This window comes from Paenibacillus dendritiformis (assembly GCF_945605565.1).
GTDB classification, from domain to species: domain Bacteria; phylum Bacillota; class Bacilli; order Paenibacillales; family Paenibacillaceae; genus Paenibacillus_B; species Paenibacillus_B dendritiformis_A.
The window spans coordinates 4,171,958-4,188,939 of sequence record NZ_OX216966.1 but is presented as its reverse complement, the minus strand read 5'-3'; the positions used below and the strand labels follow the sequence as shown (position 1 = coordinate 4,188,939).

The window sequence follows — 16,982 nt, the reverse complement described above, 5'->3', positions numbered from 1 at the left end:
AGTGCGAGTCGCATTATTGAAGAAGAGGGAAGGGGGAACAGAGATGAAGGATCGCTGGAGCATTCGCGCCTGGAGGGGGAGCATGACGAGGAGGAGCGTTTTTTTGACCCTGCTTCTGTCGTACCTGGCTATCCTGCTGCTGCCGGTGACGGTGGCAGGCGTTTTTTACTACCGCACGGAGGAGATTATGATCAATCACGCGATCAGGACGAACATCGGCCTCCTGAAGCAGCTCAATCAGATTACGGATTCCAGATTGAAGGAAGTGGAGCAGTTGACGGCCCAGGTGGCATTCAATCCCAAGGTCAGGTGGCTGCTGAACAATGCCGGCAGCGAAGGGCTGGAGAAGCAATTGAAGGTGATTGACGCCTTGAAGGAGTTGAATAAATACAAAAACATCAGCAGCTTTATCCATGATTTTGCGGTCTATTTTCAAGGGAGCGATATGATTCTAACCCCCGAGATGAAGACAGATGCTTCCCTCTATTTCTCGCGCATCGCCATCTACACCGCCCGCAGCGGCGAATGGGTCCGCCATCAGTTGCTGACGGGACTCCATCCGAAGCAGTATTTGCCTTCCGAATCCGTCAGGCGGGAGAATGTCCAATCCAACATGATCACCTTCGTGCAATCTCTTCCTTATGAGTATGTCTCGGATATAAAAGGCCAATTGATCGTTCAGATCGACGAGCAGCAGCTCAGGGCGATGCTGACGCAGATCGAAGGCGTCAATGACGGCTCGCTTATGATCCTGAACGAAAAGCAGGAGGTGCTGATGTCGACGGTTCACGGCGATACGGCCTCCGCCATTCAGCATCATCTGCAGCAGGATAGCGGCTATAACGAGATGCGCATCGACGGGCAGCCGATGATATTGTCGCGCGTCAAGGGAGGCAACGGCTGGGAATATGTCTCGGTCATTCCGAAAAAGGTGGTCCTGCAGGAGGTCCTCATCATCAAGCGCTGGGCGCTGATCCTTCTGGTGGGCTGCCTCGCGGCGGGGATCGGCGGCTCCTATGCGATGGCCTACCGCTCCTATCAGCCGATCAAGAGCGTGGTGAAGGTGTTAGCGCAGCGGGAACGGTCATCTGCGGAGACGTACCGGGATGAATTCGATCTGATCAAGCAATCGGTCATCCGGACCTTGGAGGAAGAGGATAAGCTGCGGCATACATTATCCGAGCAAGCGCCCGTGCTGCGAGCGAATTTCCTGTCGCGCCTCATTCGCGGCCATGTCGACTTGTCTCACGGGATGAGCGAGACGCTCCACTTCATGGATATCCGGCTTGATCACGACTACTTCGGCGTTATTCTGATCGATGTCGCCGATTGCTCGCAATTCATCCAGGGGGATACCGAACGCGAATGGGGGCTGGTCCGGTTCGTGCTGACGAACCTGGGACATGAGCTGTTGCAGAGGCGGGGCTATATCGTCGAGCTGGAGCGCGATCGGCTGGCCGTGCTGTTGAATGTGCCGGAATCGTCAGCCTCCGTCAGCGCGATCCGGGACGATCTGCTGCTGCCGCTGAAGGAGACGGCGCAGCTTCGCTTCAAGCTGTCCATCGTTTGCGGCGTCAGCTCGATTCACTTCGGGATCGATCGGATCGCGGCCGCCTACAGTGAGGCGCTGATGGCACTCGATTACCGGATTGTGCACGGGACGGAATCGACGATGGTGTATGAACAGATTGACGCGGGACAAGCTCCGCACTATCACTATCCGATTGAAACGGAGATCCAGCTGATGAACGTCGTCAAGAGCGGTGACGCGGAACAGACGGCGAAGCTGCTGCAGCATATTTTCGAGCTGAATTGGCAGCGGGAGCAGGTGACTCCGGATCGGATTCGCTGCTTGACGATTGAGTTGTTAACGACGTTAATGAAAATCACGAACAGCATTCAAGTCGATGATCGGGAGGTGTTCGGCGCGCCGATCGACCCGGTGGGATTGACCACACGGCCCGTAGCCGGGGAGGAGATGCAGGAGCGGATTATGCGTCAGTATGACACGCTCTGCCAGTACATATGGAGAGAACGCAGCGATTATCATGAACGGCTGCTCCGCAAGATGACGGTATACATCGAGGCGAATTACCGGGATCCGAACTTCAGCCTGAACGCGATGGCGGATGAGTTCGAGATGACCTCGCCATACATCTCCGCTTTCTTCAAAAAATACGGTGGACGCAACATCACCGAATATATCGCCAAGCTGCGGGTCGAGGAAGCAAAGCAATTGCTGACGGACAGCCGGCTGACGATCTCGGATATCGCGCAGCGGGTCGGCTATGCGAGCGACGTCGGCTTCCTGCGCTTCTTCAAAAAACACGAGGGCGTCACGCCCGGCAAATACCGCGAGATGCTGGCCGGACAAGACGATCGGAAGAACGGTTAACCGATCTTAACAACGGTATACCGGCAATCATACCATCCGTTAATCAATCTTGAAAACGTTTACTTACAGGCCGCTGAACGGATCGCTATAGTGGAAGCAGGCTTTCGCCAATCACCGAAATGGAATACCACATTCGATGGGAGGTCATGTCATGCAACAAATATTATGGCGACGAACGATTCTTGTGCTGCTGTCTCTCGTGATGCTGACGGGAATGCTGGCCGCATGCAGCGGGAAGACGGAGCAGGCGGCGGAGCCTGCGGCCGATACGCCGGCGGGTGAAGTGCCGTATCCCGCTTCCTTAACGTACTGGGCCCCGATCGGGAATGCCGGGACCGTGATGAAGAGCTTCAGCGAGATGGGGGCGTATCAGGAGTTGGAGAAGCGGACCGGAACGAAGGTCACCTTCCAGCATCCGCCCGCCGGGCAGGAAGCCGATCAGTTCAATCTGATGCTCGCTTCCGGCAAGCTGCCGGATGTCATCGAGTACACTTGGGGCGGCGTCGCGAAGGGGCCGGATCAAGCGATTAAGGAGAAGCGAATTCTCCGCTTGAATGAGCTGATCGACCAGCATGCCCCGAATCTGAAGGCGGTGCTCGATGCGCGGCCCGATCTGAAAAAGCTGGTCACGACCGATGAAGGCAATATTTATGTCTTTCCCTTCCTGCGCCCGGATGAAGAGCTGTTGACATTCATGGGGCCGACGATCCGGAAGGATTGGCTCGACAAGCTCGGCCTGCAGGTGCCAGCGACGATCGAGGAGTGGGAGAAGATGCTCATCGCCTTCCGGGACGGCGATCCGAACGGCAACGGCAAGAAGGATGAGAACCCGTTCCTGCTGCGCGATATCAATGTCGCGTTCGTGGGCGCGTTCGGCATTACCGACGGATTCTACCGGGAAGGCAATGAGATCAAGTACGGGCCGATCCAGCCCGAATATAAGGATTACTTGACGATGCTGAACCGCTGGTACAAGGAAGGACTCCTGGACAAAGATTACGCCACGACCGACGGCAAGCTGCAGGATGCGAAGATGACGAGCAATGTGCTGGGCTCGCTCGTTACGTATAATGGATCGGGGGTCGGGCGGTATACGAATCTGATGAAGGGCTCCCATCCGGAGTTCGAGCTGGTCGGCGCGCCTTATCCGACCGCCATTCCGGGCAAGAAGGCGCTCGGCCAAGCCGATTCGCCGTTCGCGGGCATTGGCGCCGCCGTCTCGGCGACTGCGCCCAATCCGGAGCAGATCGTGAAATGGATGGATTATAAATATGGCGAGGAAGGCCATCTCCTGTTCAATTTCGGCGTTGAAGGCGTGAGCTATCAGATGGAGAACGGGTATCCGAAATATACGGACGAGATTATGAAAAATCCGGAAGGCTTGCCGGTCGCGGAAGCCATGGCCAAATATATGCCGGTGAACTGGTCCGGGCCGTTCGTGCAGGACAAACGCTATATCGAGCAGTATATCGAGCTGCCGGAGCAGAAGCAGGCGATGAAGAACTGGCTCGATGCGGACCGGAGCAAGCTGCTCCCTCCATTGACGCGGACGTCGGATGAGAGCTCCACTTATGCTTCCATTATGGCCGATATCGATACGTATAAATCCGAAATGTTCTATAAATTCGTCATGGGCGCCGAGCCGCTGGATCGGTTCGATGCTTTTGTCGAGACGATTCAATCGATGGGGATTGAGCAGGCGATCCAAATTCAGCAAGCCGCGCTGGATCGGTTCAATAAGCGATAAAGCACAGGGTTCGTGCCGGGACGGATAATCGACCGGCACGAACCGTTGCATAGAAGGAGGAATCGGCATGCCCACCCCCAAGCAAGCGGCGGCGCGTCCTCGCTCGCGCGTGAAGCGAAGTCCGGATGCAAGAGCGGACCGCAGCTTCCTGCAGCGGGTCATCCGCGATGCCAAGCTGAACAAATATGTCTATTTGATGCTGCTGCCTGTCGTCGCCTATTACGCGATATTCCATTACGGCCCGATGTACGGCATTCAGATCGCATTCAAGGATTACTCTCCGGCCATGGGCTTCCTGGACAGCCCATGGGTCGGCTTCAAATATTTCGAAGAATTTTTCCACAGCCACTTCTTCTGGCGCATCGTCCGCAATACATTGCTGCTTAGTCTGTACGAGCTGATCTTCTCGTTCCCGGCGCCGATCATTCTCGCGCTGATGCTGAACGAGCTTCGCCATCAGCTGTTCAAGCGGGCGGTCCAGACGATTACGTACATTCCGCATTTCATCTCGATTGTCGTCATTGTCGGGATGATGGTCGATTTTCTCGCCCGGGACGGTCTGATCAACAACATTCTGAGATGGTTCGGCGTGGAGGCGGTCGCTTATTTGCGGGAGCCGGGATGGTTCCGGACACTCTATATCTCATCCGGCATCTGGCAGGGCGTCGGCTGGGGGACGATCATTTATTTGGCGGCGATCTCCAACATCGATCCTTCCCTGTATGAAGCGGCGAAGGTGGACGGCGCCTCCAAATGGCGTCAGGTCGTCCATATTACGATTCCGGGCATCATGCCTGTCGTGATCATTCTGCTTATTCTGCAGATGGGGAGCATCATGTCCGTCAGCACCGACAAAATATTACTGATGTACAACTCATCCACCTATGAGACGGCCGACGTCATCGGCACCTATGTATACCGCAAAGGGCTTCTCGAAGCGAACTACAGCTACAGCACCGCGATCGGCCTGTTCAACTCCGTCATCAACTTCGCGCTGCTCATTCTCGCGAACACGGTCAGCCGCCGGACAAGCGATTCGAAGCTGTGGTGACGACCAGCGGGCTGCGCATATGATGCAGATTCATTCCGATACAAGGAGGTTATGCGGTGAACAACATGTCGCTCGGCGAACGCATCTTTGAAGTGTTCAACATTCTGTTCCTTATCTTGTTATGTCTCGTCACGCTGTATCCCTTCATCTACGTCCTGTTCGCTTCACTCAGCGAGCCGGCCTGGGTCGTCCAGCAGCGCGGCTTGATCTGGCATCCTTCCGGGCTGAACCTGGAAGCGTATCGGCTCGTATTCGACAACCCGATGATTACGAGCGGATATCTGAACACGCTGTTCATTGTCAGTGTAGGCACCTGCCTCAATGTCTTCATGACGGCGCTTGGCGCCTACGGGCTGTCCCGGCAAAACGTCATGTGGAAGAACCCAATCATGTTCTTCATCGTATTCACGATGTTTTTCTCCGGCGGGCTCATCCCGAGCTACCTGCTCGTGACGGGGCTCGGCATGCTGGACAGCTTGTGGGCGCTCATTATCCCGGGAGCCGTCAGCGCCTTCAACCTGATTATAATGAGGACGGCGTTCCAATCGATTCCGCACAGTCTGGAGGAATCCGCCAAGCTGGACGGCGCGAACGATTTTACCGTCATGATCCGCATCATCCTTCCGCTCTCGATGCCGGTCATTGCCGTCATGATCCTGTTCTATGGCGTGGGGCACTGGAATTCCTGGTTCGGCGCCATGATCTACCTTCGCGATCGCGAATTGTACCCGCTGCAGCTCGTGCTGCGCGAGATTCTGATTACGAACAGCACGGACAGCATGCTGACATCGGCGGGGACGGCCGACAAGATGCCGATAGGGGAGACGATCAAGTACGCGACCATCATCGTCGCTACCGTTCCCATTTTGCTGCTATACCCGTTCCTGCAAAAATATTTCGTCAAAGGCGTCATGATCGGTGCCATTAAGGAATAGGAGCGAGCCGCTATCGCTTGAACCCGGCTTGACTTGGCCTGGCTTGTCTGTCAGCCTGATGCATGCTTGTGCATCGGGCTTTTTTCGATGCCCGGGAGTACATATAGGTTAGGGGTAGAGCTCCTTACATGCATTCTCCCATTCGGTCAGAAGAGTGCAGATGCTGGTTTACTTAGCAACACTCTCTCAATTGGTCAGGGTAGTATGTTATGTACAACATCTTATGCGCAATCTCCCATCCGGTCAGGGACGGAAACACGCCGAATCTGTTAACACCATTCTCCCATTCGGTCAGGGGCGGCAATATGCAGAGCCTTTACAACGTTCTCCCATTCGGTCAGGAACGGTACTATGTAGAGCTACTTTATACCATTCTCCCATTTGGTCAGGAACGCGTGTATGCACAACCTCTTACCAATACTCTCCCATTCGGTCAGGGAGCAGAGAACATATCCATGCGAAGCTACTTGGCATCATTCTCCCCGTGGCTCAGTATCTTTATCTTGGTCTTGCCGTCCGGGACGAGAGCGGATTGAGTGAATGGCCGAGTTAGAGGGGAAAGGGATACTGCCTAGTCAAAGGACCGCGGTAGATTAGAACGAGCTGACGGAAGGGGGTATTGGCCAAAAGAGACGGAGGGCGGCAATGCTTCTGAATGAAGGGGATATTGGGCAAAAGAGACGGAGTGCGGCAACGCTTCTGAATGAAGGGGATATCGGCCAGAAGAGACGGAGGGCCGCAACGCATCTGAATGAAGGGGATATTGGCCAAAAGGAACGGAGGACGGAGACGCTTCTGATTAGATGGGATAGTGAAGCAAAGGGGAGAAGAACAGCCTGACTGGGGTGGAAGAAGGTGGTATAATGTATGAGCGCGCCATGTCGTGCGATACAGGATGAAAGGATGAACGACCGATGAATGATGCGCTGCAGCGTGCCACTGATCTGAGAGCGGCCGGACGGGCGGAGGAAGCGATTCCGCTGCTGGCCGATTTGCTGGAGAAGCAACCGGACAACGGGGAGATTCTATGCCAGCTCGCTTGGGCGCATGACAATCTCGGCCGGGAACGGGAGGCCGTCCCGTATTACGAACAGGCGCTGCGCTGCCCGCTCAGCGATGAGCACCGCGCCGGAGCCCTGCTTGGCTTGGGCAGCACCTACCGCACGCTGGGTCGGTACGCCGAGGCGAAGGAGACGCTCGGACAGGGCATGCGCGAATATCCTGATCGCAAGGAATTTGGCGTGTTTTACGCGATGGCCCTGCATAATCTCGGCGAGCACGCGGAGGCGATACGGCTGCTGTTGACTGCGCTGGCGAACACTTCGGAAGATGAAGGCATTCGCGCCTACAGCCAGGCGATTGGCTTCTATGCCGACAAGCTGGACCAAGTATGGGATTAAGCGGAAGCATACCGTAAGATGGAAGTCCAGATGCGACTTGGCGGAACGCTTGCCTGCAGAGGGCATAGCGCATGCCTGCAGAAGGCATGGGCGGAAGCATTTCGTCAGGAGCGCGATGCATTGCATTCCGAGATGAATGGGAGCTGAGTTCATGAAGCACATCATCGACAGGGACGACAATGGGATTGAGGCACTGAGGAGGCATCACCAGGTGCCGGGTGTGGGCATCGCCCTGATCTGTAACGGGCAGTTGGAATGGAACGGCGGCTATGGGGTGTTGGAAGCCGGATCGGCGCGCAGGGTGACCGCGAACAGCCTGTTCCATGCCTGTTCCATAAGCAAAATGGTTACGGCGGTTGGCGTTCTCCGCCTTGTGCAGGCAGGCGTGTTGGATCTGGACGCAGAGGTGAATCGTTATTTGCGGACGTGGCGGCTTCCGGACAGCCCGCATTCGGCAGATGTGAAGGTTACGCTGCGTCATCTGCTTGCGCATCAGTCGGGGATCGTGGATCCGCCTGGAAGCTTCGGCATCTATCGGACGACGGATCCGCTGCCTGCCGTGAAGGAGATATTGACGGGCGCTACCCCGTATCATTCTGAACCCATACATATCCAAAATGTGCCGGGGAGGCGATTCGATTATTCGGATGCCGGTTACTGCGTTATTGAACAGCTGATCGAGGATGTGACGGGAGAGCCGTTCGCGGTTGCGATGGAGCGGCTCGTCATGACGCCGCTAGGCTTGAAGCGGACGTTCTATTGGAATTATTATGATTCGAAAATTGGACGCGCGGAGGAAATCAAGGCGAAAGCAAGCGCTTCGGCCGGACATGATCAAGCGGGTCATGTCGTAGAGGGATCACGGGCGTATTACCCGTGTCTGGCCGCAGCCGGCCTGTGGTCGACGCCGACGGAGCTCGCCCTGCTGGCGCTGGAAGTGATGGCAGCCTGGAACGGGGACACGGCCTCGATTCTGCAGCCGGAACTGGCCCGGCAGATGCTGGCGGGCAGCGGCTGCGCAGACGAGGTTGGGCTGGGGGTCTTCGTTCCGTCGGCAGAAGGAGAGCCGCTTGTCGTCTCCCAAGGCTGGGGAGTCGGCTTCCAGTGCAAGCTGGTGGCGTACCCTCGCCTGCGAAGCGGAATCGTCGTCATGACGAATTCCGATCCGGGCAAGCTGCAGGACGAGGCGTTGACAGGCGAACTGATTCGCCATATCGGGAAGCCATATGGCTGGCCGGGACAATAAATGCAACAGGGAGAGAGCGCAATGAACAGCAAGAAAATCAGAATGGCGGTCATCGGACTGGGCCATATGGGACAATATATGCTGCGTCTGGCGGCACAGCCGGAATTCGCGCAAGCGATAGAGATTGCGGCTATCTGCGAAGCGAACGAGCAGGCCCGCGAGCAATTCCAGCATACCTATCAAGACAGCTTCCCGCATGCGGCATGGTACTCGGACTACGCGGCGCTGCTAGAGGAGACGGACGTCGATCTGGCATATATCTCTGTGCCTCCCGCGTTCCACTATGAGATCGCCATGGAAGCGCTTCGCAGGAAAATACATGTTTTCTGCGAGAAGCCGCTGGCGAATAGCGTGGAGGAAGCGTGGGAGCTTCTGCAGCAAGCGCGCGAGGCGCAGGTCGTGCATGCCATTCACTTCTCGATGCCGCATGAACCGTCGGTGGAGCGGGTGCGGAGCATGCTGGAGGAGAAGGCGATCGGCGAGATTCGGAAGCTCGACCTGATTCTGCAGTTCCCGCAGTGGCCGCGGTCATGGCAGCAAAATTCATGGATTGGGACACGGCAGCAGGGCGGCTTCGTGCTGGAGGTCGGCGTTCACTGGATTCATGTCATTCAGAAGCTGCTCGGCCGCATTACGCATGTGCAGAGCGAGCTGGAGCTGCCGGAGCAGAGCGGGCTCTGCGAGACGGGAATCCGCGCTGGCTTGCGGCTGGACAGCGGAATTCCGGTTCACCTGAGCGGCATTTCCGGGTTCGCGGGGGAAGAACGGGTCTCTCTCATCCTGTACGGGACAGAGGGAACGATCGCGCTGGAAAATTGGGACCAGCTGTATACGGGAGCGGTGGGCCAACCGCTGGAGCCGGTTCAGGTCGAGGATTCGGCTGATGCCCTTCCGGTGCTTAGACAGGTGATCCAAGCGATTCAAGGCAAGCCGGCCCGATATTTTACGTTCCAGGACGGATATGATGCGCAGGCCGTTCTGGAAGCGCTCCGTCATCCGGCCTCTTCCGGATGGGAGGATATTCGGCCGGAGTATAGCTGAGCCGATATGTGAAGACGCCGGTCCATGATGGAAGGGAGGGATGGAAATGGATGCGCGCCAGGAGCTGATCGCACGCGCGGAAGCGTATGTGCGCGAGCAGGTGGAGTCCGACAGCAGCGGCCATGATTGGTGGCATATTCATCGTGTGCGGCGAATGGCCGTCCGGCTCGCGGAGAAAGAAGGGGCGGATGCCGCGATCTGCGAGCTGGTCGCCCTGCTGCATGATGTGGCGGACGCCAAGTTCAATCCGACGAAGGAGGCTGGCTGCGCCAGGGTGCAGGAATGGCTTGTGGCGAACGGCGCCGATGCGGCTGCGATATCCCATATCATGGATATCGTGTCGAACCTGTCTTACAGCGGCGGGCATCATTCGCCGATGAAGACGTTGGAGGGGCAGATCGTGCAGGACGCCGATCGGCTCGATGCGATGGGCGCGATCGGGATTGCGCGCGCGTTCGCCTATGCCGGCTGGGCCGGCCATCGGATGCATGACCCGGAGGAGCCGCCTGCTGCATTCCGGTCGGAAGAGGAGTACCGGAGCCACAGGGGCACCGCCATCAATCATTTCCATGAGAAGCTGTTGAGATTGAAAGACCTCATGAATACGGACAGCGGCAAAGCTCTGGCCATGGAGCGGCATCGCGTAATGGTCGATTATTTGCAGCAATTCCATAAAGAATGGGAAGCGGAGGATGACTGATGAAGCGACTAACGGGCATTCTGCTGTTATTCATGATCGCACTGATTGCCGGCTGCGCCTCTGCCGAAGCGGAACAATGGCAGTTGAGTCCGGTGTTCGATGTCAAATTTACGGATAATCAAGGCAGGGAACGGGCATTTACCTTCCGCGGCGTAAAGGGAAAAATCGGGATGCCGGACGCCCCTCTCTATGTGGATGTGCCCCAAAAGATCGTGTGGCATTTCTGGGATGATCCATCCCGTCTCGAAGGCGCGTTCACCGTTATCGGCACGAGCCAAAAGACCGGAGAATCAAGGATATTGCTGAAGGAGCAGATGCCGGGACCTACTCCGAACCTCGGAGCCAATGCGACGCTGCCTTCCGGGCTCAAGCTGACAGCATCCGGAATGTGGAAGCTCGATATCTATATCGGCGATCTCCGCTATGAGACGTTATATGTCGAAGGCGTGGATGAGAAGCAGCCATCCTAGCGGGGAACGGCGGCCTATCTATAGGTCGCAAGCAGAGCGCATGGGAGCCATTACAGGCTGCTAACGGTCATGGCTCCAGCTTTTTCAAGGCCTCTGCGGCGGAGAAGATATCCTGCTTTAGAAGTTCCCTTTTCTGTTCGTCGCGAAATACAGCGGATGGATGATAGGTCGGCATGATCCGGATTCCGTCCTTCTCCACCCACGTTCCGCGTATTTCCGTAATTTTCGCTTTGCGATCGACAAGCGCCTGTACCGCTATGCTCCCGAGACATACGATGATGGCCGGATCGATCAATTCGATTTCCCGCAACAATATGGGCAGCGCTTCGGTAACCTCCGATGTTTTCGGCTTCCGGTTGCCGGGCGGCCTTACTTTGATGACGTTCGTCACATAAGCGTCTTCCCTGAGAATATCCGCTTTCTGCAAATATTTATTCAGCAGTCTTCCCGAATTACCGACAAATGGCCGGCCGCTCTCGGCTTCTTTGGCGCCGGGGGCCTCTCCAAGCAGGAAGAGACGGGCATGCTCCGGTCCTTCGCCGAATACAAGCCGCTCTCCAGGCTCCGGCACAAAGACACGCTCACAGACTCCGCGCAACGCATCCAGATTGCCGATCGCTTGCAACTCTTCCGGCAAGGCGGTACCAGCGATCATGTGGGAACGACCTCCTCTTTCAGCATCTCGCGCAGCATCCGCCCGTTGATGACGGCCTGCGCCCGGTAATGATTGTTCATGCTGACGAATGTCTTTTCCGTTCTCTCGGCAAGCTTGCGAATATTCGGAACCCAATCCGCAAGTTCGTTCTCGTTGTACAAATAGTCATACCGTTCATGCGTCTCTTTATGATGCCACCATTTTTTATAATTCCGTCCGTGGAACCGGATATAACCGATTGGGCCGGTGGCTCTGATGATCGGCGGAACGAGCGTTTTGAACTGTGGCTCGTCCACGCACACATAACCCAATTGCTCTTCCTCCAGCAGATCGAAGATCCGTTCGTCGATCCATTCTTCATGCCGAAACTCGACCACGACCGGAATGTCGCCCATCAATTCCTTGAATTCCTTCAAATAATCCCGGTTCTCATCCCGGTTCCGGAAGCTGGTAGGGAACTGAGCCAGTACGCATCCCAGCTTGCCAACCTCGATTAATGGCTTCAGCGCTTCCTTAAAATCGTGAAAATGTTGTTCGTTATCTTCCCGTTTATGTGTCATTCCACGGTATGCTTTGATGACAAACTGGAAGTGATCAGGTGTTTTCTCCCGCATATGATAGAGCATAAACCGGTTGGGCATCGCGTAAAACGATGAGTTCACCTCGGTAAACGGAAATTCCCGGGCGTAAAAAGAAAGCCGTTCTTTTTTGTCCAAGCCTTCCGGGTAATAAACCCCTTTCCAATCCTCATAGCTGTAGCCAGCCGTTCCGATGAGCAGCATAGTTATCCTCCAAGCGCCTTGATTTTGTCCGCCACGATGCGCGCCTGCCCGTTCTGCATCCGGACATCGCCTTCCAGTAATATGCCCTTCGGATTCAATTCGTATAAAAAAGACTTGTACGTTGCCGGAGACAGCACGACCTCGATCATATCCGTGTCATCCTGCAGGACGAGCATAAGCACGTATTCGCCGGATTGGGTCGGATACCGCCGGCTGTGGATGATAGTTCCGCAAATGCGGACACGCGCATTATCACTGCATTCGGATAGCGCCCGGATCGGAACGATGTTAAAGCGCTGCACAAAATCATTCCATTTCCTCGATGCAGATGGCTGCAAAGAAAAACCGAGCAATGCCTTTTCCATCTTTCTTTTTTCCGCCTCGGTAAAATCGGGAACCGCTTCGGCCGAAGCTCGGACGCCGGCTTCCTGCGGCAATCCGTTCACATGGGCGATCATCTCCTTGCGGTGGAGGCCAAAACGATCGCAGGCGCCCGCGGCGATCCAGGCTTCAAGCACCGGTCTTTTGATCCGGCTCGCTTGCATCCGCTCCACCCATTCGGGAAACGTTCGGAATTCCCCGCAGTGGATACGGGAACGCAGCATCGCGATCACCGATTCCGGCCCCGAGCCGTGAACGGCATCCAGTCCGCAGCGTATGCCTTCCTCTTCCGCATGGAAACCGAGCCCGCTCCGGTTCATATCGGGTCCAAGCAAGGACAGGCCCATTTTGAAAATCTCCCGCAAATATACTTTTTTGTCGTAATACCCGCCCTCCATGCTTAATAAGGAGGCCATATAATCTTTGGGAAAATGCGTTTTTAAATAAACGGTCCAATAGGCCAGATAGGCATAGGACACGCTATGGGCTTTGTTGAAGCTGTACCCGGAAAACTTGACCAAAAAGTCAAAGATGGCCAAAGCTTCCTTGTCTGTCACGCCTCGTGCTGCCGCTCTCTGAAGGAACTGCTGCTGATGGCGGGACAGCGCTTCGACTGATTTCGCGGATAGAGCGCGCCGCAGCGAGTCGGCTTCCCCCATGGTGCAGCCCGTAACCGCTTGAGCAATGGCCATCACTTGCTCCTGATACAGGATAAGGCCATATGTCGGCGCAAGAACGGGCTCCAATTCAGGGAGCGGCAGCTTGTAATTCTCTTCGCCCCGATGCCGGCGCAAATACGTGTCAACGATTCCCTCATTCCATGCACCAGGCCGGTACAAGGCGAGCAGATCGGCTAAATGGCTGATACTGTGCGGCTGCACGCGGCGCAGTAAGCGGCGGATTCCCATGCTTTCAAGCTGGAAGCAGCCCAATGTATTGCCGCTGCCGATCGTCTCGAACGTATCCGGATCGTCAAGCGGGATAACGCTCACATCGATCTGTTCCCCCGTTCGTTCGTGAATGGAAGAGAGCGTATCATGAATGATCGTCAGGTTGCGCAGACCGAGGAGATCAATTTTCAATAAGCCCAGCGCTTTGATATCTTCCTTCGTAAAAGAGGTCATCGGTTCTCCGTTCGGCCGCCGCTGCAGAGGAATGGTCCGGGCCAATTGTTCATCTCCGAGTATGATTCCCGACGGGTGAGCGGAATGCTGGTGGGGCATTCCTTCCAGCCGTTCGGCAAGCTGGAACAGCGAGCTGAAAGGCTCTTTGCCGGCCGGCAGCTTGCTCAGCTCCGGCAGGGTGTCCAGGCTATGGCGGATTCCGCCTCTCCCGCTAAAAGAGGGGAGCAGCTTGGCCAGCACATCGACTTGTTTTTTGGGCAAGCCCAAATAAGTTCCCGCTTCGCGTACCGCCCCGCGTGAGCCGAACGTGTTCAATACGCCAAGATGCGCAATCCGGTCTTCTCCGTATTTATCCTTCACGTATTGAAGCAGCTCGTGGCGCCTTCTCTGACAGACATCGATATCGATATCCGGCAAGTCGGCCCGATCCGGACTCAAAAAACGTTCAAAGGACAGGCCGTGCAGGAGCGGATTCACCTCGGTGATGCCGAGCAGATACGCCACCAGGCTTCCGGCGGCCGAGCCTCTTCCAGGTCCTACCGGAATGTTCCGGCTCCGCGCGTACCGTACGATATCCCATACGATCAGGAAATAGTCGGAGAGCCCTCGCGCCGTAATGATGTCCAGCTCGTGGCGCATTCGCTCAAGCGCACGAGTGTCACCCGAACGATCAATAACCGGAGCAGACGAACCGAACCGCTGCCGCAACCCATCCAGGCATAACTGGCGCAGCGCTTCATCCGCGCTTTGCGGAAGCTTCTCGGATTCGTTGCCTTCCGCCCCGGATCGATCGCATGAAGGGCTATCTGCGCTCCATATGTGAGATACGGGGTAGGTTGGCAGCCTGTTCGTTCTGCGCTCCTGTTGGAACCGGCAACGCTCCGCGATGCGAACCGTATTGGCCACAGCGTCCGGCAGATGGCTGAATTTCGCCTTCATGTCATGAGGGGAAGGGAGATAAAACGGTCCGGTGGCATCGGGAACAGCCGGATTCGGCTCTGTTTTTCGTTGCCGGATCATGTGCAGTAAAGGAGCGTCTTCGGGATCGAGATAATGCACGTCGTGGGTAGCCACTAACGGAATCTTCATTTCCCGGGCCAGGTGTACAGTTCGCTTGAGCGCCTCATCATCGTCTGACAGACCGTGATGCTGTGCTTCCAAAAAGAAATTTTCATTGCCGAACCACTCTATATATTGTAGGGCTTGCTTGGCTGCTTGTTCCGTCCGTCCGCTCGCGAGCAGACGGTGAATGCTTCCGGTTCTGCCGCCGCTCAGTACAATAATATCGCCATGAGAGGCCGGGGGACGAAAAGGAGCGCCGTTCAGTTGCTCGACGATGTGCTCGTAGCCCCGATTAGTGGCGGCCAATAAAATGAGCGTGTCTTCCGAATCGCCGACCCGAATTTCACAGCCGACAATCGGATGAATGCCGTATTCCGCCGCCAGCCGGCAGAAGGGAATCATCCCGTTGATTGCCCCTTTATCGGTGATGGCCAGCGCATCCATATTCCACGATGCCGCCCGCTGCAGCAGATCTTCCAGGCGGCAGGTCGCATCCATCAGGCTGTATTCCGTATGAACGTGAAGGTGTACGAAGCTTGTCCCCAGCTTTTCCATGACAGCACTCCTTTGTACGGGAACATTTGTTTCTATCATACGGTTAGGAACGGTTGTTGTCTATTGGAGGTTATTTCCGATGAAGGAGTTGTTCAGGGAATAGCATTCGGGGACGGGCCGCCTTGAACCATTGCCAGCAAAACAGCGAGACGAGCATAATCTCGATCGCGTCGCCGCCGTAGTACATTAGCATGCTGCCTGCCTCGGCTTGCGCCGCGGGCACGCCTGCAGGCGGACGGGCATAAATATACTTGGACAAGACGGCATGCCCGCCCATCGCGGTCACTAGCACGATCGCGCGGTACATGAGGTTTGTCCGGTAAGGTGTCGGATCGATATAGACGATGGACACGGTGAACAGATACCCGGCGAGAAAAAGATGCAGGTGAACGAGTGCATGCACGCTGACATGATGCTGCATCCATGAGTAGATGTCCGTCGTATAGAGGGCCCATAATCCTCCCACATTGAGTACGGCGGCAATCACTGGATCATGCAGCAGTCGTATGGGGCGGCTCTTCAGGATACGGGCAATCCGGCGCGAATAGGCGACAGGCAGCGTTCTCAGGAGAAGCCGCATCGGGGAGGCCAGCGCGATTAGGAGCGGGGCCAGCATGCCCAGCAGCAGATGGCCGATCATATGCGCCGTGAAATCGTCATGCGCGCGTTCGGCGATCGGTCCGGCGATCGCAGCAGCGGCGCAGGCGAGTCCCGCGTGCCAGCAGAGATGACGATGCAGCGGCCACGGCTTGTGCTTGCGGCCGGATATGACCGCAGCCGCACTGTACAGTAACGCCAGGAGCGCCCACAATCCGGTTACCCACAGTTCAAGCGTCCAGCCGCTGTCAAGATGATGATGAGAAGGCAATCGAAACCATCCTTCCTATTCTGATGTCCGGCGTCCGCGAATGAGGAGAATAACGCCGGCGATGATCATGGCTGCTGCGATGATATTCCAGATCCAATCATAGATGTACACATTGTCTACGTACCGAATCTGGTGAAGGCGCATCAGCTTGTGCTGAATGATTCCGTCGTATAATTGGAATGCGCCGCCGCCCAGCAGCACGCCGCCCCACCACAGGCCTGCCTGCCAAGCTCTTTGCCGGTGCAAAGCGACCAGCATGAACGAGCTCCCGATCGTAGCGAACCAACTGAAGGCATGGAACAGGCCATCCGAGAATAACCCGATGCCGGTCGTGGACTTGTCATAGAAATGGTGCCAATGCAATAATTGGTGAAAGACCGTGTCATCCAAAAAACCGACCAATCCGAGACCGAACAGGATGCCTGACCAGACATTTCGTCTCGAAGCGGAGGAGAGGGGCTGGGATGAAGCCGGTCTGATTTGTTTCGCTTCCATATTATCTCCTTTGGATTTTGCATGATCTTGTCTTCAATATTTCCATTTTGCCGCCGGCATAACCGAAGCGGCAGG

Annotated in this window: 14 protein-coding genes; 9 read left to right on the top strand and 5 right to left on the bottom strand. The window is 56.1% G+C overall.

Annotation, left to right across the window (positions count from 1 at the left end; all coding sequences use genetic code 11):
• Positions 1–43 precede the first annotated feature (43 nt).
• The 9 genes from NNL35_RS18625 (at position 44) to NNL35_RS18585 (ending at position 10,985) form a co-directional block, all read left to right on the top strand.
• The gene (locus tag NNL35_RS18625) at positions 44–2,395 is read left to right on the top strand and encodes a helix-turn-helix domain-containing protein (RefSeq protein ID WP_050979378.1); all 2,352 of its coding nucleotides are present in this window, start codon (positions 44–46) and stop codon (positions 2,393–2,395) included.
• 151 nt (positions 2,396–2,546) lie between these two features.
• Positions 2,547–4,142 (top strand): extracellular solute-binding protein, encoded by a 1,596-nt coding sequence (locus NNL35_RS18620; RefSeq protein ID WP_006675889.1) that lies wholly within the window; start codon positions 2,547–2,549, stop codon positions 4,140–4,142.
• A 67-nt stretch (positions 4,143–4,209) separates the two neighbouring features.
• Positions 4,210–5,193 (top strand): ABC transporter permease, encoded by a 984-nt coding sequence (locus tag NNL35_RS18615; protein WP_006675890.1) that lies wholly within the window; start codon positions 4,210–4,212, stop codon positions 5,191–5,193.
• Positions 5,194–5,258: 65 nt separating this feature from the next.
• Positions 5,259–6,128, top strand: a complete 870-nt coding sequence (locus tag NNL35_RS18610; RefSeq protein ID WP_040730523.1) for a carbohydrate ABC transporter permease — start codon at positions 5,259–5,261, stop codon at positions 6,126–6,128.
• Positions 6,129–7,042: 914 nt separating this feature from the next.
• A complete protein-coding gene (locus NNL35_RS18605; protein WP_006675893.1) occupies positions 7,043–7,528 on the top strand; it encodes a tetratricopeptide repeat protein in 486 nt (161 codons plus the stop codon).
• A 151-nt stretch (positions 7,529–7,679) separates the two neighbouring features.
• Positions 7,680–8,774 (top strand): serine hydrolase domain-containing protein, encoded by a 1,095-nt coding sequence (locus NNL35_RS18600; RefSeq protein ID WP_158000432.1) that lies wholly within the window; start codon positions 7,680–7,682, stop codon positions 8,772–8,774.
• 21 nt (positions 8,775–8,795) lie between these two features.
• The gene (locus tag NNL35_RS18595) at positions 8,796–9,815 is read left to right on the top strand and encodes a Gfo/Idh/MocA family protein (protein ID WP_006675895.1); all 1,020 of its coding nucleotides are present in this window, start codon (positions 8,796–8,798) and stop codon (positions 9,813–9,815) included.
• A 46-nt stretch (positions 9,816–9,861) separates the two neighbouring features.
• Positions 9,862–10,515, top strand: a complete 654-nt coding sequence (locus NNL35_RS18590) for an HD domain-containing protein (RefSeq protein ID WP_254553642.1) — start codon at positions 9,862–9,864, stop codon at positions 10,513–10,515.
• Positions 10,515–10,985 carry a DUF4871 domain-containing protein gene (locus NNL35_RS18585; protein ID WP_006675897.1) on the top strand — a complete coding sequence of 157 codons (471 nt, stop codon included), beginning with the start codon at positions 10,515–10,517 and terminating at the stop codon, positions 10,983–10,985. Before NNL35_RS18590 ends, NNL35_RS18585 begins: the two co-directional genes overlap by 1 nt.
• 67 nt (positions 10,986–11,052) lie before the next feature.
• Here the strand turns inward: NNL35_RS18585 and NNL35_RS18580 are convergent, their stop codons facing one another.
• From NNL35_RS18580 to NNL35_RS18560, 5 genes are all read right to left on the bottom strand, one after another.
• Positions 11,053–11,640, bottom strand: coding sequence for a uracil-DNA glycosylase (locus NNL35_RS18580; RefSeq protein WP_006675898.1), 588 nt, complete (start codon positions 11,638–11,640; stop codon positions 11,053–11,055).
• Complete coding sequence (locus tag NNL35_RS18575) at positions 11,637–12,422, bottom strand: DUF72 domain-containing protein (protein ID WP_006675899.1); 786 nt, start codon at positions 12,420–12,422, stop codon at positions 11,637–11,639. Before NNL35_RS18575 ends, NNL35_RS18580 begins: the two co-directional genes overlap by 4 nt.
• A gap of 2 nt (positions 12,423–12,424) precedes the next feature.
• A complete protein-coding gene (locus NNL35_RS18570) occupies positions 12,425–15,544 on the bottom strand; it encodes a DNA polymerase III subunit alpha (protein ID WP_006675900.1) in 3,120 nt (1,039 codons plus the stop codon).
• A 70-nt stretch (positions 15,545–15,614) separates the two neighbouring features.
• A complete protein-coding gene (locus tag NNL35_RS18565; RefSeq protein ID WP_006675901.1) occupies positions 15,615–16,412 on the bottom strand; it encodes a cytochrome c oxidase assembly protein in 798 nt (265 codons plus the stop codon).
• Positions 16,413–16,427: 15 nt separating this feature from the next.
• Positions 16,428–16,907 (bottom strand): DUF2243 domain-containing protein, encoded by a 480-nt coding sequence (locus tag NNL35_RS18560; protein WP_006675902.1) that lies wholly within the window; start codon positions 16,905–16,907, stop codon positions 16,428–16,430.
• Positions 16,908–16,982: the final 75 nt, after the last annotated feature.